27 protein-coding genes are annotated in these 24,894 nt (G+C 65.9%); 14 read left to right on the forward strand and 13 right to left on the reverse strand.

The window, feature by feature from the left end:
* Positions 1 to 31 precede the first annotated feature (31 nt).
* Together VUN84_14935 and VUN84_14940 are read left to right on the forward strand one after the other, a co-directional pair.
* Positions 32 to 472 (forward strand): SRPBCC family protein, encoded by a 441-nt coding sequence (locus VUN84_14935; GenBank protein ID XAS63574.1) that lies wholly within the window; start codon positions 32 to 34, stop codon positions 470 to 472.
* Positions 473 to 499: 27 nt separating this feature from the next.
* Positions 500 to 733 (forward strand): DUF6480 family protein, encoded by a 234-nt coding sequence (locus VUN84_14940; protein XAS63575.1) that lies wholly within the window; start codon positions 500 to 502, stop codon positions 731 to 733.
* 12 nt (positions 734 to 745) lie between these two features.
* Here VUN84_14940 and VUN84_14945 read toward each other — a convergent pair whose 3' ends face one another.
* From VUN84_14945 to VUN84_14965, 5 genes are all read right to left on the reverse strand, one after another.
* Complete coding sequence (locus VUN84_14945) at positions 746 to 1,618, reverse strand: 3-hydroxyacyl-CoA dehydrogenase family protein (protein ID XAS63576.1); 873 nt, start codon at positions 1,616 to 1,618, stop codon at positions 746 to 748.
* Positions 1,619 to 1,620: 2 nt separating this feature from the next.
* Positions 1,621 to 2,406 carry an enoyl-CoA hydratase/isomerase family protein gene (locus VUN84_14950; protein ID XAS65875.1) on the reverse strand — a complete coding sequence of 262 codons (786 nt, stop codon included), beginning with the start codon at positions 2,404 to 2,406 and terminating at the stop codon, positions 1,621 to 1,623.
* Positions 2,407 to 2,426: 20 nt separating this feature from the next.
* Positions 2,427 to 3,656: an acetyl-CoA C-acyltransferase gene (locus tag VUN84_14955; protein ID XAS63577.1), complete on the reverse strand. Its 1,230-nt coding sequence runs from the start codon at positions 3,654 to 3,656 to the stop codon at positions 2,427 to 2,429.
* A gap of 154 nt (positions 3,657 to 3,810) precedes the next feature.
* The gene (locus VUN84_14960) at positions 3,811 to 4,485 is read right to left on the reverse strand and encodes a pentapeptide repeat-containing protein (protein XAS63578.1); all 675 of its coding nucleotides are present in this window, start codon (positions 4,483 to 4,485) and stop codon (positions 3,811 to 3,813) included.
* Positions 4,485 to 4,643, reverse strand: a complete 159-nt coding sequence (locus tag VUN84_14965) for a hypothetical protein (protein XAS63579.1) — start codon at positions 4,641 to 4,643, stop codon at positions 4,485 to 4,487. The genes VUN84_14960 and VUN84_14965 overlap by 1 nt, the downstream gene beginning before the upstream one ends.
* A 133-nt stretch (positions 4,644 to 4,776) precedes the next feature.
* Here VUN84_14965 and VUN84_14970 point away from each other — a divergent pair, with 133 nt between their 5' ends.
* Positions 4,777 to 4,953: a CsbD family protein gene (locus VUN84_14970; GenBank protein ID XAS63580.1), complete on the forward strand. Its 177-nt coding sequence runs from the start codon at positions 4,777 to 4,779 to the stop codon at positions 4,951 to 4,953.
* Positions 4,954 to 5,302: 349 nt separating this feature from the next.
* On the opposite strand, the gene VUN84_14975 is transcribed toward VUN84_14970, so the two are convergent.
* A complete protein-coding gene (locus VUN84_14975; protein XAS63581.1) occupies positions 5,303 to 6,763 on the reverse strand; it encodes an amino acid permease in 1,461 nt (486 codons plus the stop codon).
* 141 nt (positions 6,764 to 6,904) lie between these two features.
* Positions 6,905 to 8,596 (reverse strand): ABC-F family ATP-binding cassette domain-containing protein, encoded by a 1,692-nt coding sequence (locus VUN84_14980; protein XAS63582.1) that lies wholly within the window; start codon positions 8,594 to 8,596, stop codon positions 6,905 to 6,907.
* Between the two features lie 146 nt (positions 8,597 to 8,742).
* Between VUN84_14980 and VUN84_14985 the strand changes: the two genes are divergently transcribed.
* From VUN84_14985 to VUN84_15010, 6 genes are all read left to right on the forward strand, one after another.
* A complete protein-coding gene (locus VUN84_14985; protein ID XAS63583.1) occupies positions 8,743 to 9,501 on the forward strand; it encodes a lysostaphin resistance A-like protein in 759 nt (252 codons plus the stop codon).
* 157 nt (positions 9,502 to 9,658) lie between these two features.
* Positions 9,659 to 10,975 (forward strand): trypsin-like peptidase domain-containing protein, encoded by a 1,317-nt coding sequence (locus tag VUN84_14990; GenBank protein ID XAS63584.1) that lies wholly within the window; start codon positions 9,659 to 9,661, stop codon positions 10,973 to 10,975.
* A gap of 86 nt (positions 10,976 to 11,061) precedes the next feature.
* Entirely contained in the window at positions 11,062 to 11,502 is a 441-nt protein-coding gene (locus tag VUN84_14995) for a VOC family protein (GenBank protein ID XAS63585.1), read from the forward strand.
* Between the two features lie 21 nt (positions 11,503 to 11,523).
* Positions 11,524 to 12,477 carry a 1,4-dihydroxy-2-naphthoyl-CoA synthase gene (locus VUN84_15000; GenBank protein ID XAS63586.1) on the forward strand — a complete coding sequence of 318 codons (954 nt, stop codon included), beginning with the start codon at positions 11,524 to 11,526 and terminating at the stop codon, positions 12,475 to 12,477.
* A gap of 10 nt (positions 12,478 to 12,487) precedes the next feature.
* Entirely contained in the window at positions 12,488 to 13,642 is a 1,155-nt protein-coding gene (locus VUN84_15005) for an AMP-binding protein (GenBank protein XAS63587.1), read from the forward strand.
* 49 nt (positions 13,643 to 13,691) lie between these two features.
* A complete protein-coding gene (locus VUN84_15010) occupies positions 13,692 to 14,573 on the forward strand; it encodes a 1,4-dihydroxy-2-naphthoate polyprenyltransferase (GenBank protein ID XAS63588.1) in 882 nt (293 codons plus the stop codon).
* A 117-nt stretch (positions 14,574 to 14,690) separates the two neighbouring features.
* Here VUN84_15010 and VUN84_15015 read toward each other — a convergent pair whose 3' ends face one another.
* Positions 14,691 to 14,999 (reverse strand): DUF4229 domain-containing protein, encoded by a 309-nt coding sequence (locus VUN84_15015; protein ID XAS63589.1) that lies wholly within the window; start codon positions 14,997 to 14,999, stop codon positions 14,691 to 14,693.
* A gap of 107 nt (positions 15,000 to 15,106) precedes the next feature.
* Between VUN84_15015 and VUN84_15020 the strand changes: the two genes are divergently transcribed.
* Positions 15,107 to 15,526 carry a PLD nuclease N-terminal domain-containing protein gene (locus tag VUN84_15020; GenBank protein ID XAS63590.1) on the forward strand — a complete coding sequence of 140 codons (420 nt, stop codon included), beginning with the start codon at positions 15,107 to 15,109 and terminating at the stop codon, positions 15,524 to 15,526.
* Between the two features lie 432 nt (positions 15,527 to 15,958).
* On the forward strand, positions 15,959 to 16,603 hold the full coding sequence (locus VUN84_15025; protein ID XAS63591.1) for a hypothetical protein: 645 nt from the start codon (positions 15,959 to 15,961) through the stop codon (positions 16,601 to 16,603).
* A gap of 367 nt (positions 16,604 to 16,970) precedes the next feature.
* Here the strand turns inward: VUN84_15025 and ccsB are convergent, their stop codons facing one another.
* From ccsB to VUN84_15050, 5 genes are all read right to left on the reverse strand, one after another.
* Complete coding sequence (gene ccsB / locus VUN84_15030) at positions 16,971 to 18,080, reverse strand: c-type cytochrome biogenesis protein CcsB (GenBank protein XAS63592.1); 1,110 nt, start codon at positions 18,078 to 18,080, stop codon at positions 16,971 to 16,973.
* The gene (locus VUN84_15035; protein XAS65876.1) at positions 18,080 to 19,765 is read right to left on the reverse strand and encodes a cytochrome c biogenesis protein ResB; all 1,686 of its coding nucleotides are present in this window, start codon (positions 19,763 to 19,765) and stop codon (positions 18,080 to 18,082) included. Before VUN84_15035 ends, ccsB begins: the two co-directional genes overlap by 1 nt.
* A 206-nt stretch (positions 19,766 to 19,971) precedes the next feature.
* A complete protein-coding gene (locus tag VUN84_15040; GenBank protein XAS63593.1) occupies positions 19,972 to 20,727 on the reverse strand; it encodes a cytochrome c biogenesis protein CcdA in 756 nt (251 codons plus the stop codon).
* Between the two features lie 15 nt (positions 20,728 to 20,742).
* Entirely contained in the window at positions 20,743 to 21,360 is a 618-nt protein-coding gene (locus tag VUN84_15045) for a TlpA disulfide reductase family protein (GenBank protein XAS63594.1), read from the reverse strand.
* A gap of 2 nt (positions 21,361 to 21,362) precedes the next feature.
* Complete coding sequence (locus tag VUN84_15050; protein XAS63595.1) at positions 21,363 to 22,028, reverse strand: histidine phosphatase family protein; 666 nt, start codon at positions 22,026 to 22,028, stop codon at positions 21,363 to 21,365.
* Positions 22,029 to 22,239: 211 nt separating this feature from the next.
* Between VUN84_15050 and VUN84_15055 the strand changes: the two genes are divergently transcribed.
* The 3 genes from VUN84_15055 (at position 22,240) to VUN84_15065 (ending at position 24,872) form a co-directional block, all read left to right on the forward strand.
* A complete protein-coding gene (locus VUN84_15055) occupies positions 22,240 to 22,788 on the forward strand; it encodes a YceI family protein (protein ID XAS63596.1) in 549 nt (182 codons plus the stop codon).
* Positions 22,789 to 23,038: 250 nt separating this feature from the next.
* Complete coding sequence (locus tag VUN84_15060) at positions 23,039 to 23,776, forward strand: hypothetical protein (protein ID XAS63597.1); 738 nt, start codon at positions 23,039 to 23,041, stop codon at positions 23,774 to 23,776.
* Between the two features lie 256 nt (positions 23,777 to 24,032).
* Positions 24,033 to 24,872: a hypothetical protein gene (locus VUN84_15065; protein XAS63598.1), complete on the forward strand. Its 840-nt coding sequence runs from the start codon at positions 24,033 to 24,035 to the stop codon at positions 24,870 to 24,872.
* Positions 24,873 to 24,894 lie beyond the last annotated feature (22 nt).

Genomic DNA, 24,894 nt, shown 5'->3' on the forward strand with positions numbered 1-24,894 from the left:
TGACGCCCGGCAATCTCGTTAGGCTGGGGTCATGATCACAGTCCGCGGCACCGCCCACTCAGCCCTTGACCCCGCCAGGGCCTTCAACTACCTGTCAACGTTTGAGCACACGCCGGAGTGGGATCCCGGAACCCCAGTGGTGAACAAGCTCTCCACCGGGCCGGTGGCCGTAGGGCACCGGTACCACGCCGAAGCCGAGTTCCGAGGCAAGCGCCAGGCGCTGACCTATGAAGTGATCGAACTGACAGCCAGCCGTATCAAGCTGCGCGGTGAGAACAAGTCAGTGATCTCAGTGGACACCATTGAAGTCTCGCCGTCCGGGGCGGGCTCCAAGGTGGATTACACGGCGGAGTTCCAGCTCAAGGGCTGGCTCAAAGCCGCTGAACCGTTTGTCCGGCCGGCGTTCAACTCCCTTGCCGGCCCCGCCATGGACGGAATGAAAAAGACCCTCGACTCCCAGGCATCGCTGTAGCGGCGTTGTGCGGAACAGGAGCACACCGTGACATCCCAGAATCCGGATCCCCTCGAGAATAACCTGACCGGCCTCGAGCCGGGCGGCGGCGTGCCGCCCGGCGAAACACCACCCGGGGAGGGAACCTCGGTGGGACCCCAAGGGCCGCGGATCCCCGAGGACCGGGGCTTCACCCAGTACCTGTGGATCATCCTGATCGGCGTGATGGTGCTGCTGGTGGCGCTCTTCTTTGTTGGCCGCATCGTAGGGATCCTCAACTAACGTCCCTGGAACTCAGGCAGTCCAGTCGAAGAAGCCCTTGCCGGACTTGCGCCCGAGTTCGCCGCGGGCCACCTTGTCACGCAGGATCTGCGGCGGGGCGAAGCGCTCGCCGAGGGTGGAGGCGAGGTATTCGGCGATCCCGAGGCGGACGTCCAGTCCCACAATGTCCGTGGTCCGCAGGGGCCCGGTGGGGTGTTTGTAGCCCAGGACCATGGCGTTGTCGATGTCCTCAGCGGACGCCACGCCCTCCTCCACCATACGCATCGCTTCGAGGGCGATCGCGACCCCCAGCCGTGAGGACGCGAAGCCGGGGGCGTTATTGACGACGACGGCGGTCTTGCCCAGCGCGTCGACCCAGCCGCGGGCCGCCTGGGCCAGCTGCTCCGAGGTGTGCTCGCCGAGTACCACCTCGATGAGGGTTGACGCAGGGACCGGGTTGAAGAAGTGCAGGCCCAGGAAGTTCTGCGGGCGCTGCAGCTCGCGGGCCAGCGCGTCGACGGAGATGGAGGAGGTGTTGGAAGCGAGGTAGGCGTCCTCGGCGAGCCGTTCCTCGATCCCCCGCAGCGAGGCGACCTTCAGGTCCCAGTCCTCGGGGACGGCCTCAATGACCAGCTGGCGGTCCTTGAAGTCGTCGTAGTCCACGGTGACCGAGAGCCGCGAGACCATCTCGTCCAGGTTGCCGTCCGTGGCGCCCCGCTCGATGCTCTTGGCCGCCGCCGACTCCACCCGTTCCCGGGCCGCCTCGGCCGACTCGTCGTCGCGCTCGACGACGAGGACGTCGGCGCCGTTGATCAGGAAAGCGTGCGCGATGCCGGCACCCATCCGGCCACCGCCCAGCACCCCGACGGCGGTAGGAAGGTTCGCGGGAAGTACGGAGTTGCTCATCGTCAGTTCTTCTTCCGGTCTGGATCCTGCTCGGACTTCTTTTCGGACTTTCGGTCGAGGAAAGCCTGCATGCGGTCGAACTTGGCCTGGGATTCAAAGAGAATTCCCTGCGCCAACTGGTCGATCAGGGGGTGGGCCTCAGCAGGGGCGTGGAACACCGATTTGGTGATCCGCACCGCCAGGGGATCCTGCCGCGCGATCCTGTCAGCCAGGGCATGGGCTGCCGCCATCAGTTCAGGTGCTTCATGGATTTCGGTAATGAGGTTGACCGCGAGGGCCCGTTCGGCCCGCAGCACGGTCCCGGCCAAGAGAATCTCCTTGGCCACCGGCTCCCCCACAAGCTCCTTCAGGCGCCAGCTTGCACCGGCGGCGGCCAGGATGCCCAGGCCCGTCTCCGGGTTGCCGATCCGGACGGAAGGGGTGCCGATCCGGAAATCCGCAGCGTACGCCAGCTCGGCGCCGCCGCCGAGGCAGAACCCGTCCAGGGCCGCGATGACGGGCATCGGCAGCTTCGCGATCCGCACAAAGATGGTGGAGTTGATGCCTTGCAACGCGTCATCGCGGCGCCGTTCACGCAGCTGGCCGATGTCCGCCCCGGAGGCGAAGACCCCCTCCGTGCCGGCGATGATGAGGACCTTCGGGGTCTGCTCCAGCGCGGCGCAGACGGCGTGCAGCTCGTCGACCATCTGCTGGTCGATCGCGTTGCGGACCTCGGGCCGGTTCAGGAGCACCACCAGCCGGTCCTCGCGCTCGTCAATCAACAGCGTACTGAAATGCTGCGGGTCCAAACCCGTCGCGGCGCCCGCCACTAGACACGCTCCAGCAGCATCGCGGTGCCCTGGCCCACGCCGATGCACATGGTGGCAAGGCCGACCCGGGCGTCCTCGCGTTCCATCCGGCCCAGCAAGGTGATTGCGAGCCGGGAACCGGAGGAACCCAGCGGGTGGCCCAAAGAGATCGCGCCGCCGTCGCGGTTGACGATCTCGGGGTCCAGGCCGAGCCGGCGCATGGTGGCGAGCGACTGGGTGGCGAAGGCTTCGTTGAGTTCGACGGCGCCGAGGTCACCGACGCTGAGACCGGTCCGGTCGAGCACTTTCCGGGTGGCCGGGACGGGGCCGATGCCCATGATTTCCGGCTCGCAGCCGGCGGAAGCGCCGTCGATGATCCGCGCCCGCGGGGTGAGGCCGAGCCGCTCGATGGCGGCTTCGGAGGCGACAATGATGGCGGAGGCGCCGTCATTGAGGGTGGAGGAGTTCCCGGCCGTGACCACCGAACCGCCGGCGACGACAGGTCGCAGGGCCGCGAGAACGTCCATCGTGGTGCCGGCGCGGGGGCCCTCGTCGGTATCGACGACTGTCTCGCCCTTGCGGGTCTTGACCGTGACCGGGACAATCTCGTCGGCGAAGCGGCCGGCGGCGATGGCCGCGAGGGAGCGTTCGTGGGAGCGGACGGCGAAGGCGTCGGCGTCTTCGCGGGTGATTCCGTCCACGCGGGCGACTTCCTCGGCCGTTTCCGGCATGGAATAGGTCATCTTCCCGCCGCGGGAGAGCTCGCCTTTCTGGAACAGCGGGTTCGCGAAGCGCCAGCCGATGGAAGTGTCGAAAATCTGCCCGGGTTTGGCGAAAGCGGTCTGCGGCTTTTCCTGGACCCAGGGGGCGCGGCTCATGGATTCCACGCCGCCGGCGATCACGATGTCTGCGGCCCCGGACTTGATCATGTGGCTGGCCATGATGATGGCGCTCAGCCCGGACGCGCAGAGCCGGTTGACGGTGATTCCGGGAATGTGCAGCGGCAGGCCGGCCAGGATGGTGGCCATCCGGGCGACGTTCCGGTTTTCCTCACCGGCGCCATTGGCGTTGCCGAGGATCACCTCGTCAATGCTGTCCGGGTCCAGCCCGGCACGGGACACGGCCTCGCGCACCACCAGGGCAGCCAGGTCATCGGGGCGGACCGCGGAGAGCGCGCCGCCATACCGGCCCACCGGAGTACGGGCACCGCCCACCAGAAATGCTTGTGGTCCTGCAACTGCTGATGCCATGGGTACACCCTTCACGCGATAAACGGCACTGTCATCGAAAGAATTCTCATCGGCGGCGGCCACTGCACTCGTTCCGCTGGGGCGCCAAATTACCGACCGTTCGTTCTATAAAGATTACACGGCGCGGCAAGGGGGTCAATCGGGCCCCGCGGCGTCACGCGATGATGACGCCCAGGTGGCTGGCCATTAACGGGGCGAGCAAGCCCAGCTGGTCATCATCGATCACGAGGCCGGCGAGACTTTCCAGTCCGCTGATGGCACGGAAGTCCGTGCTGCGGATGTCGACGTCCTTGAGCCGGGCGCCGGAGATATCGAGGGTGCCGATGGTGCAGTTCTTCAGCGACACCCGGGTCGCCGCGCAAGACCCCAGGTCCAGTTCGTTGATGATGCAGTCGCTGATCTGCACGTCTGTCAGCTTGGACCCGCGAAGGTTGAGGTAATCGAGTTTTCCGCCGTCGATCCGTACGGACTGCCAGCCACTCTCGTAGAGCTCCGCGGAACCCCAGCGCGGGTTGCCGATCTCGACGTCGCGCAGGGTGCTCCGGGCGGCCGTGAACACCGGGGCGTACAGCTCTGCGAGGATGCAGTCCCGGAAAGACGCACCCCGCAGCTGGGTCTCATTGAAGGAAATCCCCCGGAAATCGCATTCAGCGAAGTCGGTGCCGCCAAGATCCAGCCCGTCCGCGGTTGCCTTGGTGTATCGGACGCCGTCGTAACGTTCGCCGGACCGGAAGTCCGGGGAGTGATCGTCCCGGAGGTCCTCCAACCGAACCGGGCTGAGCCGCGGCGCCGTCACTTTCGTCGCTTTTTGACCTGCCGCCCGTGCCATCAGGGCGTCACGGCCCGCGCGGCAGTTTCCGCGGACAGCGTCCGGCTGGAATCGACGCCGGACATCGTGGCGGCGGAACCCGGAAGGTTGGCCATAACCGCCCACCCCCTGCGTGCGGGCGCGTTGACTTGCTGGGTCAGACTGGTTTCATCGTCCATGGCTTCGAGCCTAGCCCGGCCTCGCTGCAGATTTAATCCCGGCTCCGCGGTGGACCCTTGATTTACTAAGCATGCTTTGTGTTAGGGTGGGGAAACGTTGTAGTTCAACTGTAAACGAGAGGTGGTTCACGCCATGGGTATCGGAGACAAGATTCAGAACGAGGCAGAGAACCTCGGCGGCAAGGCCAAGGAAGCTACTGGCAAGGCAACGAACAACGACGAGATGCGCGCCGAGGGCCAGAAGGACCAGGTCGTGTCCGACGCAAAGAAGGTCGGCGAGAACGTCAAGGACGCCTTCAAGAAAGACTAGTTTTACGACCCGCGACGGCGGCCATTCCTTTGGGGGATGGCCGCCGTCGCTTTTTTATGCCCGGTCGCGCCAAGCCCAAGCCGCTGCTGCGAACCCGGGACGCCCTAGGGAGTTCTCGGGCCGCCGACCCGCCGCAAACGGCCGCTATGCCGCCGACCGGCCGCCGATTCGCCACAAACGGCCGCCGTGCCACCCCGGATGGCGGCCATCTCCGTCAAGTCGATGCGGCAACGGCGCGGCGCGGCACAACAGGCCCGCGGGGCGCAAGCGGTGCAGGCCAAAAACGCAACGACGGCGGCCCCGCAGTGGGGGGGCCGCCGTCGTCGGTTGGTGCGTGGTGCGGGAGGCCCTAGTTGAAGAGCGCGTTCTTCGGTTCGTTGTTCTTGACCTTGTGCCAGCCCAGCCACAGCAACAGCGCGAAGAATGGAATGGTCGCCAGGGTCCAAAGTCCGAGGGGGAAGACCTCGCCGGACTTGCTGGTCATGGTGTCGAAACCGATGAGCACGGTGATGGCCAGCAAGGCCACCAGGCCCGCCCAGCTGACCCAGACGCCGCCGGGTGCGGGCAGCGATGACACCTTGCCTTTGGTCTTGCGCAGCGCGATCTGGCTCGCGAAGATGGCACCCCAGGTGAAAATCACGCCGATCGACGCGGAGTTCAGCGCGAGGTCAAAGGCGTGCGAACCGCCGAGCCAGATGTTGAGCAGGATACCCACGAGGTAGACCCCGCCGATGGCCAGGATGGCGGCGTAGGGCACGTGGCTCTTGGACATCCGGGTCAGCCACTGCGGGGCATGTCCATTGTTGGCCATGGTGCGGAAGATCCGGCCGATCGAGTACAGACCCGAGTTGCAGGAGGACAGGGCGGCGGTGATGACGATCATGTTCATGACGTCGCCCATCCAGCCGAGGCCCATCTGGCCGAACACGGTCACGAATGGCGAGGTGCCGGCCACGTACTGGTCCGAGGGCAGCAGCATGGCCAGCAGGGTCACCGAACCGACGTAGAAGACCACAATGCGGAAGACAACAGCGCGGATAGCCTTGGGTACTTCCTTCGCCGGATCCTGCATTTCGCCGGCGGTGATGCCCACAAGTTCAATCCCGTTGTACGCGAAGATCACGGCGTTCAGGACCAGAATCATCACGAGCGCGCCCTTGGGGAACATGCCCCCTTCGGCGGCGAAGAGGTTGTTGACCGAGGCGTTGCCGTCGCCCACCTGGGCGTTGGTAACCACCATGAAGGTGCCCACCACGAGGAAGATGAGGATGGCGCCCACCTTCAGGCAGGAGGCCCAAAATTCGAATTCGCCGAACGCCTTGACGCTCAGGAGGTTCACACCCACCAGCAGCAACAGCGCAGCGATGGCGGAGAGTTCAACCGGCACATTGGGGAAGAAGAACTGGAAGTACAGACCGATCGCGATGAGCTCGGCGATACCGGTCATGGCCCAGTTGATGAAGTACATCCAGCCGGACACATAGGCGCCCTTCTTGCCAAACATTTCCCCGGCGTAACTGACGAAGGAGCCCGACGTCTGGCGGTACATGATCAGTTCGCCCAGTGCGCGCATCAGCAGGTAGGCGATAACGCCGGCAATCGCGTAGGAAAAGACGAGGGCCGGGCCGGTGGAGGCCAACCGGCCGCCGGCTCCCATGAACAGTCCGACGCCGATGGCGCCGCCCATTGCGATCATGGTGACCTGGCGGCCGCTCAGGGACTTCTTGTAGCCCTCGGCGCTGAGGGTCGAGTCGACGACGGCGGGCGGCGCCGTGCGGCTCTTCGATTCTGTGGGGGTAATTGATGGCACAGCTGTTTCCTTGTAGGTCGTGGCGGGCCGGGAGAGGACCGGAGGTTAGAGTACACAAAGTTCGGGGCCGGCCCTCTTCCGGGGGCCAACCCGTGTACTAAACCTCACAAGTGTCGAAGCTCGCGCGGCTCATCCATCGTACTAGCAAACTCGGCCGGGCCGTGACGCGGGCAACACCAGGGCACCGTCCGTCATGGTGTACCGGTGCCAGCTTCCGGCCACCGTCCCCTGCCCGGAGCGGTTCCCGGTGCTGTTTTCGCTGGCACGTGCGCTGAACCACTCCCCCAGTGCCCGGTCATGGCTGACCATGACCAGCGTCCCGTCGAAATTCGAAAGGGCTGCTTCCAGCTGTTCCACCAGCACGGGCGCCAAATGGTTGGTGGGCTCATCCACGAGCATCGTCCCGAACCCGCCCAGAAGAAGCCGGGCCAGCGCCAGCCTGCGTTGCTGGCCGGCGGAAAGGCTGCCCACCGGGACATGGAACTCGCTGGTCCGAAAGAGCCCAAGGCGCAGCAGCCCCTCGGCGTGCTCATCGATGTTGCCCCCCAGGCCCGCCGCAAAGGCCGGCAACAGACGGAGCCCGGGGCGTTGCGGAAGTTCCAGTTCTTGTTGCAGGTAACCAACCCGGCCGTGTCTGACCACGGTACCGCCGGCTGGTTCCAGCGTGCCCGCAAGGACGGAGAGCAGCGTGGATTTGCCTGCTCCGTTGGGCCCCGTGATAAGTATCTTCTGGCCCGCCTCCACCTGGACGTCTGTCGGTTTCAGGCGCCCGGGCACCATCACCCCCGTCGCTTCAAGAGCAGGACCCATTGCAACGTCCGCGTGCAGATCCGTTGCCAGCGCCAGGGGCACCGGAGGACGGTCGATCGGATTCTCTTCCAGCCTGCGGAGACGTTCCTGGGCGTTGCGGACTTTGCTGGTGGCCGCCTTCTGCCACGTCCCGGCTTTGAAGTCGAACCCCATCTTGTCGTTGTCGCGTTGGCGGGCGTAGCCCATCTTTCCCGCGACGGTGTCCGCCTGGAGCCGTTCGGCCGCCATCGAGTCCAGCCATCCCTGGTATTGCTGCGCCCAGCGCTGGCGTTCGGCCGCCTTTTCCCGCAGGTATCCCTCGTACCCGTTGCCATACCGGTGGACCGCCAGGCGTTCGGCGTCCACTTCAATCACAGTCGATGCCACTTTGCGCAAGAGGGCGCGGTCGTGGGAGACCACCACTACGGTTCCGCGGTGGGTGGCCAGCCGCGTTTCCAGCCAGGCCGTACCGCTGGCATCGAGGTGGTTAGTGGGTTCGTCCAAGAGGAGGATGTCCGCGGGATCGGCCAGCACGCATGCCAGTGCCACGCGTTCCTGTTCACCGCCGGAGAGCGAGCCCAGGGTCCGCGTCCGGTCCAGCCCGCCCAGGCCAAGCCGGTCAAGTGCCGCCTCGACCCGGGATTCCGCGGCGTAGCCTTCCCGGAGCTGGTACTGCGTCTGCAGGTTTCCGTAGAGCTCCAGTTCCGCTTCCTCCGCGTCGGCCAGTCCGTCTTCCAGACGCTCCAGCTTGGCCTCCAAGGCGCGGAGTGATTCCAGTGCGGCGTCGATCGCGTTGCTTACCGTGAATGCCTCTGGCAGGCCGAGGGTTTGGGCCAGGTACCCCACGCGGCCCTGGGTGACGGCGGCGCCCTCGTCCGGGGTCTCGAGGCCGGCCAAAATCCGGAGCAGCGTGGATTTGCCCGCACCGTTTTCACCGACGATCGCGACCTGTTCACCGGCCGTGATCGCGATGTCGACGCCGGTAAACAGCTGGCGGTCCCCGTAACCATGGGATACGCCGGAAAGGCGGAGATGTTCGCTCAAGGTGTCCTCGTAAGTAGGTGCCTGCCTGCCCGTCGGCGACCGGAGTCGTCAAGTATGACACCGACGGCTGTGGCTGAGGTACTGAGACGCTGGCGGTGACCGGTTGCAATGGCCCCGCCGTCCTGCCGCGGCGCTAGGCTGGTGGCATGGGCACCGCTCTTCGCACACCAGCACCCCGGCCGGAACTGTACCGGTTCTCACGGCTCGATTACTTCACGGCCGGGCTCTACGTGGCCGTGGCTGCTTTCTTCGCGGTGGCCGGGAGCCTCCTTGTCCCGCTGATGCTCCAGTTGTCGCCAAATCCTGCCGTGGCGTCCTACTCGGTGAACCTCATCTTCTACGCCAGCATCGGGATCCTGGCTCTGGCCGCGGTCCGGAACATCGCCGCGCGGGACCTGCGGGTCCTCGCCACCCGGCCCTGGTTCACCCTGCTGATGATCCCGCTGTCCCTGGCGGCCATGATGATCCTCACTGCGGTCCTGGTGTCCATCACCGGGACGCCGCAGACGTCCGCCAACCAGGCAGGTCTGCAGGCGCTGATGCAGCAGGTTCCGGCCTGGCTGATGGTGCCCCTGCTCGTGATCGTGGGGCCCTTCGTGGAGGAGTACATCTTTCGGAACCTGCTAATTGGCAAACTCAGCCGGCGGGTTAACCTCTGGGTGTGCTGCGCTTTGTCCGTGGCGTTGTTCGCCGCCCTGCATATCGTGGGCCAGGAGGACCTGACGCTGCCGGTGCTCATGCCATATCTCGCAATGGGCGCCGTTCTGGTGTTCGTCTACGTCTGGACCGGCAAGAACGTGATGTTCTCCTATTTCGTTCACGCCGCAAAGAACCTGCTGGCCGTCGTCTTCATCTACGCCATCCCGCCGGATGTTATGGAGCAGCTCCAAAAAGTCCAGGGCTAAGCCGAGGCTGCGGGATAAGGGCACCAGTCTGCGCCCCTTGTGGCAGACAAAGACCGCTTTGGCTCTGGTCGCAGGCCCGCTGATGGGCTATCTTTGGGTCACTTCGCACTAGTTTGGGCGGGCTAAAGCGGCAACCTCGTTGCGGGGAAGGACCGCCATGACATCACCTGCCTCCCGAAACTCCGCTCCAGCCGCAGCTGCGGTACCGGCGGCGCTCGTCAGCCTGATCCTGTCCCTGTCAGGCTGCATCACCGTTCCGCCGCAGAATTCCCCGCCTGCCCCGAATACCGCGTCGGCACAGTCCCAGGCGCCGGCGGCCGCTCCGCCGCCCATCTCCACGCCGCCTGCGGCCGCGCCGCCTGTAACCTCTGCGGTTGCGCCCGCGCCGCCGGTCACTGCCGCCACAACCCCAGTCCAGCCTCCTGCGGGCTGGGCCAACACTGTGGCCGACGTCCGCTCCGGGGTGGCGAAGATCAACGTCACGCTCTGCGACGGCGGAGGGGTGGGTACAGGGTTTCTGGTCAAGAATGACTTGATCGTGACGGCCGCCCATGTCGTCAAGGACCAGGCTGACATCAGCGTCAGCGTCGGAGCGGAAATCGTGGGCGCCGAGGTGCTGGGGGTCGACGAACCAGCTGACCTCGCACTCCTGCGCACCGCCCGTCCCGTCGACGGCCATGTCTTCGGGTTCGTGGGCAACGCGCCGGAACTTGGCGAAGAGGTGGCAGCGCTGGGCTACCCTTTGGATGCAGATCTCACCTTCACTGCAGGCCGTGTCAGCGGACTCAACCGGGAGCAAACAATCGGCACCCGAACCGTCACCAACCTGATTCAAACGGATGCGGCCATCAATCCCGGCAATAGCGGCGGGCCCCTGCTGACGCTGGAGGGCGAGGTGGCCGGCGTCGTCAGCTCCAAACGGGCCTGGGTTTTCGGGACCAGCGGCCCTGATAATTACAGTGCCGAAGGCACAGCTTTTGCGGTGGACGGCCGCAAAGCTGCCCTTGCGGTCGAAAGCTGGCGGAACCGTGCCGCGGGATTGGCCCCGGTCAGTTGCGGGACGCCTCCAGCTGGTGAAGCCAACTCCATTGCTGTCACCGTCAGCTCGAACCATCCCGAAGCCGTCAACATCGCACGGAGCCTGGTCTTCCACGGCCAGTCCATCAATCTGGGCGCCTACGACCAGGCCTTTGCCATCCTCAGCCCTGAGATGCAGCAGCGGATGGGCGGATTGGAGACGTGGCGCTCAGGTTTGGGCTCATCCTTCTGGCGCAGTCTGGACATCGCAGACGTCAGAACGTCGGGACCGGAGCTGATCGCGTCGGTCCGGCTTCGGACTGTCCAGGATGCCGGGCACGGGCCAGCGGGTCAAACCTGCTCGGATTGGGCCCTGGATTACGTCATGCAGTGGGATGGGACGATCTGGCGCATCGCGGACTCCAGCACCCCGCAGGGTCCGCCGGCGGCATGCTGAAATGCGGCCCGCCGGCGGGCCGGCGGGCAGCTTGCACATCCGCAGTGCCCCTACCGCCGGGGGCTCCGGCGTCGTAGGTTCTTTCCATGACACTGAACATCCAGATCGCCGTCGACTGCCTGAACCCGCACGAGCTCGCCGAATGGTGGGCAGAAAGCCTGGAGTGGGCCGTGGAGCCCCAGGATGAAGGCTTCATCCGCTCAATGATCGAGCAGGGCTTCGCGACGGAGGGGCAAACCACCCGCCACCACGGCAACCTCGTATGGCGTACGGGAGCCGCGATCCGGCCGCCGGACGAAATCCACGCCACACCGCCCACCCGCCGCATCCTGTTCCAGAGCGTTCCGGAGGAAAAGACCGGCAAGAACCGCATCCACTGGGACATCAACCTGGCCGGAGCCGACAAGGACGAGGTCCGGACAGCCCTCGAGGCCCGCGGCGCCACCTACCTCTGGACCGCCAACGAAGGCCCGCATTCCTGGTACACCATGGCCGACCCGGAGGGGAACGAGTTCTGTATCAGCTGAGCCGATTACTAGACTCGGACTGTGAGCAACGAAATCCCCGCCAAGGTATCCGACGTCTTTGACCCCTCCCGCTGGCGCACTGTGTCCGGCTTCGACGACTTTCAGGACATGACGTACCACCGGCAGGTGGAGCGTTCCGCCGACGGCGCCACGGTCCGGGACCTGCCGACGGTGCGCATTGCCTTCGACCGGCCCGAGGTCCGCAACGCCTTCCGTCCCGGCACAGTCGATGAGCTCTACCGCGCCATGGACCACGCCCGGATGACACCGGACGTGGCCACCGTGCTGCTCACCGGCAACGGACCCTCCCCCAAGGATGGCGGCCACTCGTTCTGCTCCGGCGGGGACCAGCGGATCCGCGGCCGGGACGGCTACCGGTACGCACAAGGCGAAACCACCGAGACCATCGACCCGGCCCGTGCCGGCCGCCTGCACATCCTGGAAGTCCAGCGGCTCATGCGCACCATGCCCAAAGTGGTGATCGCCGTCGTGAACGGCTGGGCGGCCGGCGGCGGGCACTCGCTGCATGTCGTCTCCGACCTGACCATCGCTTCCCGCGAGCACGGCAAGTTCAAGCAGACCGATGCCACCGTGGGCAGTTTCGACGCGGGGTACGGCTCTGCTTTGCTGGCCCGCCAGATCGGCCAGAAGGCGGCCCGGGAGATCTTTTTCCTGGCCCGCGAATATTCCGCCGAGGACATGGTCCGGATGGGGGCCGTGAATGAGGCGGTGGAGCACGAGCGGCTGGAGGACGTGGCGCTGGAGTACGCCGCCGACATCGCCCGGCAGTCCCCGCAGGCCCTCCGGATGCTCAAGTTCGCCTTCAACCTCGCCGACGACGGCCTGGCCGGCCAGCAGGTCTTTGCCGGCGAAGCTACCCGGCTGGCGTACATGACGGACGAAGCCGTGGAAGGCAAGGAAGCCTTCCTGGAAAAGCGCGATCCGGACTGGTCCAGCTTCCCGTACTACTTCTAAGGCGGTCCCCATGACCTCCGGAGCTGTAAACCTCGATCCTGTGCTGGCGGCGCTGGCGGCTGCCCTCGGCGGCGAGGGTCCCGCCGTCGAATTTTCCGCGGGACCTGACGGTTCCGCCGTGGTGGAACCGGTGGAGACGCCCGGTGTGGAGGATGCCGCCGTCGTGGTGCGGACCTCCGGATCCACGGGCACGCCCAAAGCGACGGTCCTCACCGTGGACGCCCTGGCGGCGTCCTCCGTGGCCACGGCCTTCGCACTCAAGGGTGAGGGCCAGTGGCTGCTCGCATTGCCCGTGCAGTACGTGGCCGGGGTACAGGTGCTGGTGCGCTCCCTGTTCGCCGGCACCCGGCCGTGGGCCATGGACCTCTCCGCCGGGTTCACGCCCGCCGCGTTCACCGCCGCCGCCCTGGAGCTCACGGATAAGATCCGGTTCACCTCACTCGTTCCCACCCAGCTGCAGCGGTTGCTGGACTCCCCGTCGGCCGAGACGCTTGCCGTGCTGCGGCGCTTCAACGGCATCCTGCTCGGCGGCGGCCCTGCCTCGCCCGCGCTGCTGGCCGCCGCGCGCGACGCCGGTGCCCGCGTGATCACCACCTACGGCTCCGCGGAGACCTGCGGCGGTTGTGTGTACGACGGTTTCCCGCTTGAGGACGTGCTGGCCCGGGTGGACGGGGACGGCAGGATCCTGCTGGGCGGCGCCACTCTGGCCGCCGGCTACCTCGGCGAACCGGCACCCACCGCCGCCGCCTTCTTTGCGGAGGACGGTGTCCGCTGGTACCGCACCAGCGACCTCGGCTCCATCGACCCCACCGGGAAGCTGACCGTTCTGGGCCGGGCCGACGACGTCGTCATCACCGGCGGCGTGAAGGTGTCCGCAGCGCACGTGCAGGCGGAGCTTGAGCAGTTCGACGGCGTCCTGGCAGCCTTCGTCGCCGGCGTCCCCTCGGCCGAATGGGGCCAGGCCCTCGCGGCGTACGTGGCCGTAGCGGACAGCTCACCGCAGGCCCTGGCGTCCTTCACTGCAGGGACCCCGTGGGCTGCCGCCCTGGGTGTTCGCGCCCCCAAAACCGTGCTGGCCGCCGGCGACCTGCTGTGGCTGCCGAACGGGAAACCGGACCGGCTTGCCATGACGGTTCGGCTCTCCGAGCTCCATCAGGGAAAATAGATAAGCCGGGCACTCCCGGCGCCGCCCAACCAACACGAGGTACTAAAACGTGGCTACAGCCGCTCAATGGATCGAAGGCGCCCGACTGCGCACCCTGCCGGCCGCGATCGCGCCGGTGCTGATCGGCACCGCCGCCGCGTACGAACTGGACTCCTTCCGCCCGCTCAACGCCGTGCTGGCCGCGCTGGTTGCCTTGCTGCTGCAGATCGGCGTCAACTACGCGAACGACTATTCGGACGGCATCCGGGGCACCGACGAGGACCGGGTGGGCCCGCTCCGGCTGGTGGGCTCCCGCGCGGCGAAACCCGAGCACGTCAAGTACGCCGCGTTCGCAGCCTTCGGACTGGCGATGGTGTTCGGCCTGGGCCTGGTGATCCTCTCCCAGGCCTGGTGGCTGGTATTGGTGGGTCTGGGTTGCGTTCTCGCTGCCTGGGGCTACACAGGCGGGAAGAACCCTTACGGCTACCTGGGCCTGGGCGATCTGTTCGTGTTTGTGTTCTTTGGCCTCGTCGCGACCCTTGGCACCACGTACACGCAGGCCGGTCAGATCAGCGTCCCCGCCATCGTCGGCGCCATCGGCACCGGCCTCATCGCCTGCGCGCTGCTCATGGCCAACAACGTCCGCGACATCCCTACCGACCGGAAGGCCGGAAAGAAGACTCTGGCCGTGCGGCTCGGGGATAAGCATGCCCGGGAGAGCTATGTGCTGATGCTCGCCGTGGCCATCCTGCTGCCGGTTGTGCTGGCGCCGGCCCGGCCGTGGGTGCTGATTGTGCTGCTGTTGATCCCGGCGAGCCTGATGCCGTCCTGGCTGATGATTGCTGGCCGGCGCCGCAAGAGCCTTATCCCGGTGCTCAAACAGACCGGACTCATCAATCTTGGCTACGCCGTGTTGTTCTCGCTCGGTTTGGTGCTGAGCCACGGTTTCTAGGCGCCTGGTCCCCCGGCGGCCTCCGGGACGCGTTTCTGCGGACGCGGACGTAGACGCTGCGGGCATAGCGGCGCCAGTCCAGCGGCCGCGGGTCAGCGGCGCCAGGAGTCGTGGGAGCTAGGAGTCCTTCGGGCGACTGTCTTTGTGCACGGTGATGTCCGGGTGCGCATCAACCAGGCGGTCCTCGGCGTCGGCGTCTGCCCTTTCCCCAGCGCTGCGCAAAGGCTTGGCCTTGCCGGAGAAACGCTGGTGCAGCGACGCAGCAGCGGCGTCGCGCTGCTTCTGGAAGAACAGGAAGCTAATCGCGAACGCCATCATGCCTGCGCATAGGACGGCGAGCAGCCAGCCGAGCTCAAGGTAGAGGAACAGCGCGAACAAGGGCAGAAAGAGCGCAAGCCGGATCAGGGAGTATTTCAAGAAATCCACACTCCAAGTTTAGCCGCCGCCGGCCGGCCCGCCCCACCGAGGTTGCATCGTGCGTACGATGCGGACGAGGAGGCGCCGTGAGCTCCCCCGACGGCTAAACTGGAAGCATGCTCCTCCGTGTAGTGGTTGCCGTCGCAATACTCGTTGTCTTTGTCTACGGACTCATCGACGTGATCCGCACTGATTCGCGCCAGACCAAGGGGATTTCGAAGCCAGCCTGGATTGTGGTGCAGATCGTCCTTCCGGTAATCGGGGCCATCCTCTGGTTTCTTATCGGCCGACCCCGCGGCACAGCCCCCGCCCGTCCCACGTACAGCCACACCGTAGCGCCGGACGACGACCCGGATTTCCTGCGCAACCTGGAGCTCCGCCGCCGCAACCAGGCCGAGGCCGACCGCCTCAAGAAGCTCAAGGCAGATCTTGAAGCGAAGGAGCGCACCGTGGGTGACGACTCCGGCAAGCACACGAACGAACCGGGCGAAGCCCACGGCAGCGGCGACCCGCAGGGCACCGACGAGGTCAAGTAGCCTTCTCCAGGCATTCCCGGCCTTCCTTCCCGCGGCCGCGCCAGGCACCAAGAGATCCCGGGGCCCGCACTCGTCCTCCACTCTGTGGAAAACCCAGGAGTTCACGGCTGCTGGGCGCAGGCTACTCGTATGCGCCCGCCCAAAGACCTTCCCCCGCAGCTCCAAAACCGGCCTTTCACAGTGGCCCAGGCCCGCGCTGCAGGACTAAGCCGGCGCCGGACACGGGCTCGGGATCTCGCAAGCCCGTGTCACGGAGTCCGAACCGCAGCCGCCATGCCGGACATATCGACGGCACGTCTGCGCGCACTGGCTGCTGTAACCGGCGCAACTGTCAGTCACTTGTCCGCAGCCGTGCTTTGGCGATTCCCCCTGCCGCCGGCGCTGGAGAATCCGGCCGTCATCCACCTGATAAGTGATCCGAGCAGGCGGGCCGTGCGGCACAAGTATGTGGTGGGCCATCAGCAGTTCCTCGAGCCTGCCGAAGTCGTCACCGGCACCTGGATGAACTGCACCTCCCCCGCACGGACCTGGTTCGACCTTGCCGGAATACTCAGCCTCGATGACTTGGTGATCGCCGGCGACTTCCTCCTGCGGCGAAGAAACCCGCTCACGACGCCGGCCGCCTTGGACGAGTTTCTCTCCGGGAAACAAGGCAGGAAAGGCTACCGGTGCGCCATGCAGGCCCGGGCACTCATGCGCGCCAACACGGACTCCCCCAAGGAGACCGAACTCCGTCTGATCCTGGTCAGACATGGCTTGCCGGAGCCCGGAGTGAACATTCCCGTCCTGGACGAGAACGGAAACTGGATTCAAGATCCTGATCTGTCCTACGACCGGGAAAAGGTAGCGATCCAGTACGACGGCGGGCACCACGCCGATCCCCTGCAACGCCGCAGCGACATTTACCGGGATGAGAGCGCCCGGGATGCGGGGTGGCGCGTGGTCGTGCTGACGCAACGCGACCTGCACCCTCTGGCGCCCGGTAGGGAGCCGGGTGCCGTGACCCGGGTGCGCCGGGCCCTGACGGAGCGTGGCTGGGCGCCAGGCCACGGTTCTATGCCACGGCGGCCGTCCTAGCCACTTATCCGATCTGTCCGGCCTTGTCCCCGGCCACCCATCTGACGCAAATGGCCGCCACACCGTGTCCCCGGCCACCCATCTGACGCAAATGGCCGCCACACCGTGCGGCTTAGCGGCCATTTGTGGTGAACCGACGGAGCGCGAAGCCCTCCACGGGCTGGGGACGGTACCCGGGCCAAACCCATCACGGTCTCCCAGCGAAGCACCGCCTCCCCGGCACCCATCTGGCGCGAACGGCCGCTATGCCGCGACTCCAGCCACCTAATTGACGCACATGGCCGCTAAGCGGTGCGGCTTAGCGGCCATTTGTGGCACATTTCCGGGTCAGGCCCGGAAACGGGCGGGGAAGCCCGTGGGGCGAGGGCTAGAGCCCCGAGTAGGAGTGCAGTCCGTTGAAGAACTGGTTCACGATGGTGAAGTTGAAGACCACACAGAGGTAACCGACGATCGACAGCCAGGCCGCACGGGTTCCGGTCCAACCACGGGTGGCGCGGGCGTGCAGGTAGCCGGCGTAAACCACCCAGATCACGAAGGTCCAAACCTCTTTGGTGTCCCAGCCCCAGAAGCGGCCCCACGCCTTTTCGGCCCAGATGGCGCCGAACATCAGCGTGAAGGTCCAGCCGACGAAGGCGATGGCATTGATTCGGTAGGAAAGGTTCTCCAGGCTCAGCGCGGACGGAACCAAGCGCATGAAACCAAGCTTGTCGGCCCCGCCTGCCGCGACGGTCTTCTGCCGGTGCGACTGAACCAACTGCAGTGCGGACATGGCGAAGGTCAAGGTGAACAGGGCGGAGGACAGCACGGCGATCGAGACGTGAATGATCAGCCAATAGCTCTGCAGAGCCGGTACGAGGTGTCCCACAGGGGTCCAGTAGGCCACCGAGGCAGCCACGAGCATGATGATTGCCAGGCCCACCACAAAAGTACCCAGGAAGCGCAGGTCTCGACGGATCAGGACCACCAAGAAAACAGCCACAGCGACGAACGCGCCGGTGGTGAGGAATTCGTACATGTTGCCCCACGGCACCCGGCCCGAACCGATGGCCCGGGTGATGACGCCGGCCGCGTGGATGGCGACGCCCAACACTGTCAGGGCCACAGCTACCCGCGCGGGAGCACGGCGTTCAGCGGAGTACCGCATGGCGCCGTCAGCGGTCTGGCCCACGCCGGCGGCATTCCCACCGCCAGCCCCTGCCACGGCCGACGACGGGCGTTCGGCCCGGCCCACCGGCCCGGCCACGTCTGCGTCGGCCCGGTCAACAATCCCGCCGGAGGCCCCGACGCCGGCGCCCACTGGAACGCGGGCTGCCTCGGCGCCGGACAGTTCCGCCGCCTTGAGGTCCACTGCGCGCAGTGTTTTGCTGCTCTTGGCCAGGTCCCAGGCGAAGGCGATGAAGGCCACCGTGTACGTGCCGGCCGCGAGGAGCATGAACAACTCGCTGTACTGGCCCATGGTTTCGTTGATGGGGAACATTACTTATCCTTCTTTGACTCGGAAGAGCCTGCTGTGGACTGGATGAAGTCTGCTGCGGGGTGTGCGGGGGCGGGCTCGGTCCCGGCGCCGGGCTGTGTGCTATCCGCCCGGTCATTATCCGCCCTCCCGCTGGGAGCAGTCTGGGAGGTGTCGTCGTCAAGGACCCAGGCACCGGCGAACAGCTTGCGGATCGCGGCTGCCTCCCCGGCGAGCCGGTGGTCCTCGCCGCGCGCCAGGAGCCCGTATTCGACCATGGTGCGGCCGTCCTCGTGGGTGCCGGTCCGGACCCAGACCCGGCGGCGGTTCACGTACAGCGAGGTGACCAGACCGGCCACCGCCAGAAGTGCAAAGATCAGCGCATAGAGCTGGCCCGGGTTGTGGTGGATATCGACGCCCACGTATCGCTTCACGCCGTCGAAACTGATGGTGCCCTTGCCGTCCGGAAGGGTGTGGGTGGTTCCCGGCGTCAGGACAATGCCCTTGGTGTCGAGGTTCCGGGCGTTGAGCGGCGTTAGCTTTTTCACGTCGAGTTCGAAGACGTTCTGCGGCGCACCATCGTTCAGGCCGAGGTCGCCGTAGTAGGAGTTCAGGGTCAGCTGCGGGTTGATCAGCTCGGGATCTCCGCTGAAGGAGACGCCTGCATCGGTGACAAACGCGGTGGGCAGGAAGAACCCCGCGAAAGCGAGCTGCTCCGGCTTGGCGTCGGGGACCTTGATGACCACGGAGGAGTAGTAGTTATCGCCCTGCAGCTTGGCGACCACCGGGCCCTGCATGGCAATGTTGCCTGCGCCGTCGCGGACGGTCACTACGGGAGCGTAGCCATTGCCGGTGAGGTACATGCTGGTGCCACCCAAACTGAGCGGATCGTTGACTTTCAGGACTTCTTTCTTCGCGGGGGCGTCCGGCGTTTCCTTCGTGGTCACATCGGCCTTGAAATCGATGGGCTGGCCGAACTTGCCCTTGGACTCCCGGTCGAAGGTGATCTGGAATTTATCCAGCTGGACCGAATACGGCTGCAACTGGCTGCTTTGGAAGTTGGAGCCCGGAGTGAACTGGTCGTAGCCGACGAGCGTATTGACGAAGGTGTCGCCCTCCACCAGGATCCGCTGCCCGCTGTAGCCAAACAGGCCACCCGCCGCGACGGACACCAGAACACCGATCAAGGACGTGTGGAAGAGCAGGTTGCCGACCTCCCGAAGGAATCCCCGCTCGGCGCCCACAGACGGCCGGACTCCGTCGCGGTCACGGATATCCACGCGGTAACCGCGCTTCTTCAGCAACCCGGCGGCATCGGTGATGGCGCGCGACGCCGGGACGCCGGCGTCCGCGGAAATCACCAGTGTGCCGTATTCGGGGAGGCGGGACAGCCGTGCGGGCGTCCGCGGCGGCTGGGACCGCATGGCCTTGTAGTGCGCAATGGCGCGCGGGACCACGCAGCCGATCAACGAGACGAACAGCAGGATGTAAATCGCGGAGAACCACGCGGAAGAGTACACGTCATACAGCTGGAGCGAGTCGAGGATCTTGCCGTAGTCCGGATGGTCCTTGATGTATTGCGTGACGATTGACGGGTTGGCCGGCCGCTGCGGGAAAAGCGAGCCGGGAACCGCGGCGACGGCCAGCAGCAGCAGCAGGAACAGCGCGGTGCGCATGCTGGTCAGCTGGGTCCAGGCCCAGCGGAGCATGCCCAGCGGGCCAAGCGTAGGCAGGACAGCGTCAGCTTTCGCGGCGGCTACCGGGCTGCCCGCTTCGGACCTGCCCGGTTTGCCGGGCCTGCGCGACGTACCGGGTTTAACGGCCGTGCCGTCGTGTGCGGGGCCGTCAGGCGTGGTGCCCTCAGGTGTGGGGCCGGGGGCCGGGGAATTCTTCTCTACGTTCACTCGCTCGCTCATCAGATCGGCAATTTCACATCGGTTTGAAACCAGTACTGCAACTCGGAAACCCAGGTTCCCCACACGCCGCTGGCCATCAGCAGGCCAAGGCCCACGAGGATTCCGCCGCCAATGCGCTGGATTGCAAGCCGGTGCTTGCGGAAGAAGGACATCACGCCGATCCCCCGGCGGACAGCCAGCGCGATCAGCAGGAACGGAATGCCCAGGCCCAGGCTGTACACGAAGGCAAGGAACGCTCCTTTGGCAGCCGAGGACCCACCGGAGAGGCTCAGCAGTTGGACCGCGGAATAGGTCGGACCGATGCAGGGTGCCCAGCCGAGGCCAAAGGTGATGCCCAGCAGCGGCGCCCCCCACAACCCCGCCGGCGGCTTCGACTGGATTTTCGCGTCACGCTGGAGCCAGCCGAAGCCGCCCATGAACACCACACCCATGATGATCACCAGGACACCCAGCACCTGGGTGATCCAGGCGTTCTGCGAGCCGGTGATCAGCGTCCCCAACTGCCCGAAGGCACCGCCGAGTAATACGAAGATGACCGAGAACCCGAGGACAAAGAGCCCGATCCCGGCCAGCATGCGGCCGCGCTTCTGCTTCTGGAGGTCCACGCCGGTCAGTCCCGTGACGTAGCCGAGGTACCCCGGGACGAGGGGAAGTACGCACGGGGACAGGAAGGAAACGAAGCCGGCAAGCAGCGCCACGGGGATGGCAAGCAGCAGCGATCCACTCAAGATGGCTTCGGCGAAGGGGCTGTTCACGGCGGCGCCTGTCCGCTACTCGGCCACGGCGGCGGCGATGAGGGACTTGAGGGTGCCCTTCTGGATCTCGCCCAGCACACGGGACGCGACCCGGCCCTGTTTGTCGAGCACCAGTGTGGTGGGCACGGCTCCCGGCGGAACCAGACCGGAGACGGCCAACAGGACGGCCCCGTCCTTGTCGTTGAAGCTCGGATACGTCAGGTTGAACGTCTGGTCGAACGCCTCCGCCGTTGCTTTCTCGTCGCGGAGGTTGACCCCGAAGAACTGCACACCCTGGCTTTTGAACTCCTGGTGCAGCTCCTCCAGCGAGGGCGCCTCCACCCGGCACGGCGCGCAGGCCGCAAACCAGAAGTTGAGCACTGTCACTTTGCCCTGGAACGCCTCAGCCGTCACCGCGGAGCCGTCAAAGAGGGTCCCCTGGATGGCGATGGGGCTCTTGCGGTCCGCGAGGGCGAATTCCGTCACCGAACCGTCGCCGGCGACGTAGTTCTTGTTGTCGCCCGCTCTGGCCTGCTGGGCCAGCGCATCCTCCTGCGCGCAGCCGGAGAGCCCCAGCACGACGGCGAGCGCGGCACCGCCCGCCGTCAGGACACTGCGGCGGGACACGGGTGACGAGGCGCGGTTGCGGCTCATCCTCAGGCCCCGGGGGTGCTGGAGGCACGGGGAAGGAGGGAGGCCGCGGGTTCGCTGTATTCGACGCGCGTGAGGCGGCCGGCGTCGTCGAACACCAGGGAGGTGACCGAGGTAAGGGTGCATTCGCGTTTGCGCGGATCGTGCCACAGCGGCTTGCCCTCGGCGCTGAGCCGGGTGGCCCAGATGGGCAGCTGGTGGCTGACGAGGATCGCCTCGGCGCCGTCACCGCCGAGTTCGACGGCGCGCAGCCTGGCATCCTGCACCGCAGCGATAACCCGGGCGGCCTGGTCTTTGTAGGCCTCGCCCCAGGAGGGCCGAAACGGGTTGCGCAGCATGGGCCAGTGCTTGGGCCGGAGGAGTTCAGCCTTGTCGACGTGGAGGCCCTCGAAGTAGTTCGCGGCTTCGATGATCCGGTCCTCGGTGGCGATCTCAAGGTGCAGGGCGGCGGCAATGGGCTGGGCCGTCTCCTGCGCTCGGGTAAGCGGGGAGGCTGCGAGGTGGACGATCTTCGCTCCCTGCGCGGACCTCGCACTGAAGTGTTCCGCCAGCATCCGGGCCATCTCCTGGCCGAGCTCGGAGAGGTGGAATTCGGGCAGCCTGCCGTACAGGACGCCGTCGGGATTGTGGACCTCGCCGTGGCGGAGCAAATGGACAGTGGCTTGGGGCATGTGTACCAGTTTCTCAAAGGGCAGGGGTAATGACGAAATCTTCTACAACAAGTAGAACTCAGGAGTTTTACGAAATGTTCCCTGCGCTTGGAATAAAAGATGCAAATGCATGTTTATACTGGGTGCAGCAGTTAGTTGAGACTTCAACAAATGAAGCACCGACTGACGATCAGACCACCTGAACTGCCCACCCGACTCAAGGAGAACCACCATGGCACTTCCCGCCAACGTCACCACCGGCACTTGGACCCTCGACAACTCCCACAGCGAGATTGCATTCACCGTCCGCCACGCGGGCATCAGCAAGGTCCGCGGCCAGTTCAAGGATGCGGAAGCCAGCCTTGACCTCGCCGAGAACATCACTGATTCCAAGGTCAACGCCACGATCAAGACCGCGAGCTTCGACTCCGGCGACGCCAACCGCGACGGCCACGTCCGCGGCGAAGACTTCTTCGACGTCGAAAAGTTCCCGGAGATCTCCTTTGTCTCCCACACCATCGTCCCCAAGGGCGACGCCTACGAACTCCAGGGCGAACTCACCATTAAGGGTGTTACCCGTCCGGTGGCACTGGAGACCGAGTTCAACGGCGTTGCGGTTGACCCGTTCGGCATGACCCGTGCGGGACTGTCCGCCGAAACCACGATCAGCCGCAAGGACTTCGGCCTGACCTGGAACGCCGTCCTCGAAGCCGGCGGCGTGCTGGTCAGTGACAAGGTCGCCATCAACCTCGAACTGGCTTTCATCGCACCGGCAGCATAGTCGGCTGCACCCGGAGGGCTGGCAGGACCGGCCCTCCTGCGGACTCCGACCGTCGGCACCCCGCATTGTCCTTGGACGCTGCGGGGTGCCGCGTTTAACCTGAACGGGACGGTGCCAGGACGCCCTGTCACCGGAAGGAGGCATCAGCGATAGCTCCCCGGGGACGCAGGGGTGCCCACATTGCCGACATGCCCGGCGCCATGCTCCCAACCTCTCGATACCGGTACCCTTGCGGTCTACAGTGAGTGCCATGAGCAACCCTGACGAGGTACCTCCACTGCAGCGGCCGGGAGCCCAGCCTTCTCCGGCGGATAATGTTCCTCCGGCAGGTTTTGGACCGCCGCCGGTTCCGCCCCCGCCTGGCTACCAGGCACCGCCCGGTTACGAGACACCGCCGGGTTACCAGGCACCGCCCGGTTACGAGACACCGCCGGGTTACCAGGCACCGCCCGGTTACGAGACACCGCCCGGTTACCAGGCACCTGTCCCGCCGACCGGCAAATTCCGCTTCGAACTGCCGGCCGATCGGCCGCAGAACTTCAACGACATGATGCCCCGGGGCGGCCTGGGCGGAATGTTTACCGTCACGTGGCTGCCCACCGAGCTTAAGGTTTCCTACTGGATCTGGCTCATCGGCGGGCTGCTGGGATTGCTGGGCGGAGTGATAGGCCTCTTCGGGTCGTTTGTGTTGCTGGCCGTCATTCCGGGGTTGGGATTCGTGGTGCTCCTGCTGGTGCTGGTGGCGCTGGCACTCTCCGCCGCACAAGTCATCCTGGCCATGAAGATGAAGGAAGGCCGCGAGTGGGCCCGCTTCGCCCTCACAATCGTTGCCGGCATCTCCTTGCTGCTCGCCATTCTCAACACCAGCGCAGCAGAGGGCCGGGGCGGAGGAAGCTGGCCGAGCTTCGTCATTAGCCTCGTGGCCGCCGCGCTGATGTGGATGCCCAAGTCCCAGGCGTGGTTCGCAGCGCTCCGGGGCCGCGCCTGAGCCGCGGCCAATCCGTGTCCGGCGCATGCCCACTAGCGCTCAACCCCGCTGTGACCTGCGCATGGACTGCACGAGCACCCTGACGCTGTTCGCCGAACGGTCGCCCAGAGCCGGGCCGGGGGCAGCCGCGAGAATACTCCTCAGGAATGATCCGCGCGGGCACCGGCCCACGGTACGGTGGGTGTAAACCATGCTGGGGGCAGGGCAGGAGTCTGTTTCCGGTATCCGAACGAGACCGCCACGCAAAGGAAAGCCCATGAGCATCCCGCCAGTCCCGCCGTCGAACCCGGACTCACCTGAACCAGGGCAGGAGCCGCCCGCCGCACCGCAGTACGGCCAGCAGCCAACCGCCGCACCGCAGTACGGCCAGAACGCACCCCAGTACGGCCAGCAAGCTCCGGCCGCACCGCAATATGGCCAGCAAGCTCCGGCCGCACCGCAGTACGGCCAGCAAGCTCCGGCCGCGCCGCAGTACGGCCAGAACGCACCCCAGTACGGCCAGCAGCCGCCCGCGGCACCTTCGTATGGCCAGAATGCACCCCAGCTTCCGCAGTACGGACAGCAGCCGCCGCAGTACAACCAGCCGGCGTATGGACAATCCCCCTACGCCAAGAACCCATCAGAGCAGGCATCGGTCCAGGCCGGTATGCCCAAGCTGGTCAACACGGCTTTTTGGCTGCTCGTAGCGTCCGGCGTGGTCTGGGTCCTCTCCCTGCTGTTGGCGATCGGCACCTTGGACACTCCCGCCATGCGCGACATGTTCGAACAGCAGATGGCCGCGGGCGGCGCTGAGATCAGGTTCGAGGACCTCAAGGGTGCCATCGTCGGCAGCATTGTGGTGTTTGCTGTGATCAGCGCCGGGCTGTACGCACTGGTGGCCCTGAATGTGCGCAAGGGTAAAAACTGGGCACGGATCCTGGGCACAGTCTTCGCAGCCCTGTCGGTCTTCAGCCTTTTCCCGTTGAGCCTGGGCACGCTGGCCGTTCTGCTGGGCATCGCCGGCATCGTGATGCTGTACCTGCCGGCAACTGCACCGTACTTCAGCAAGCGGCAACCGTTCGCCAACCCGTATGGACAGCCGGGCGGACCGTACTAACGGACACACGGCACCCTAACCG

Source organism: Micrococcaceae bacterium Sec5.8, assembly GCA_039636775.1.
In the GTDB taxonomy this organism is placed as follows: Bacteria; Actinomycetota; Actinomycetes; order Actinomycetales; family Micrococcaceae; genus Arthrobacter.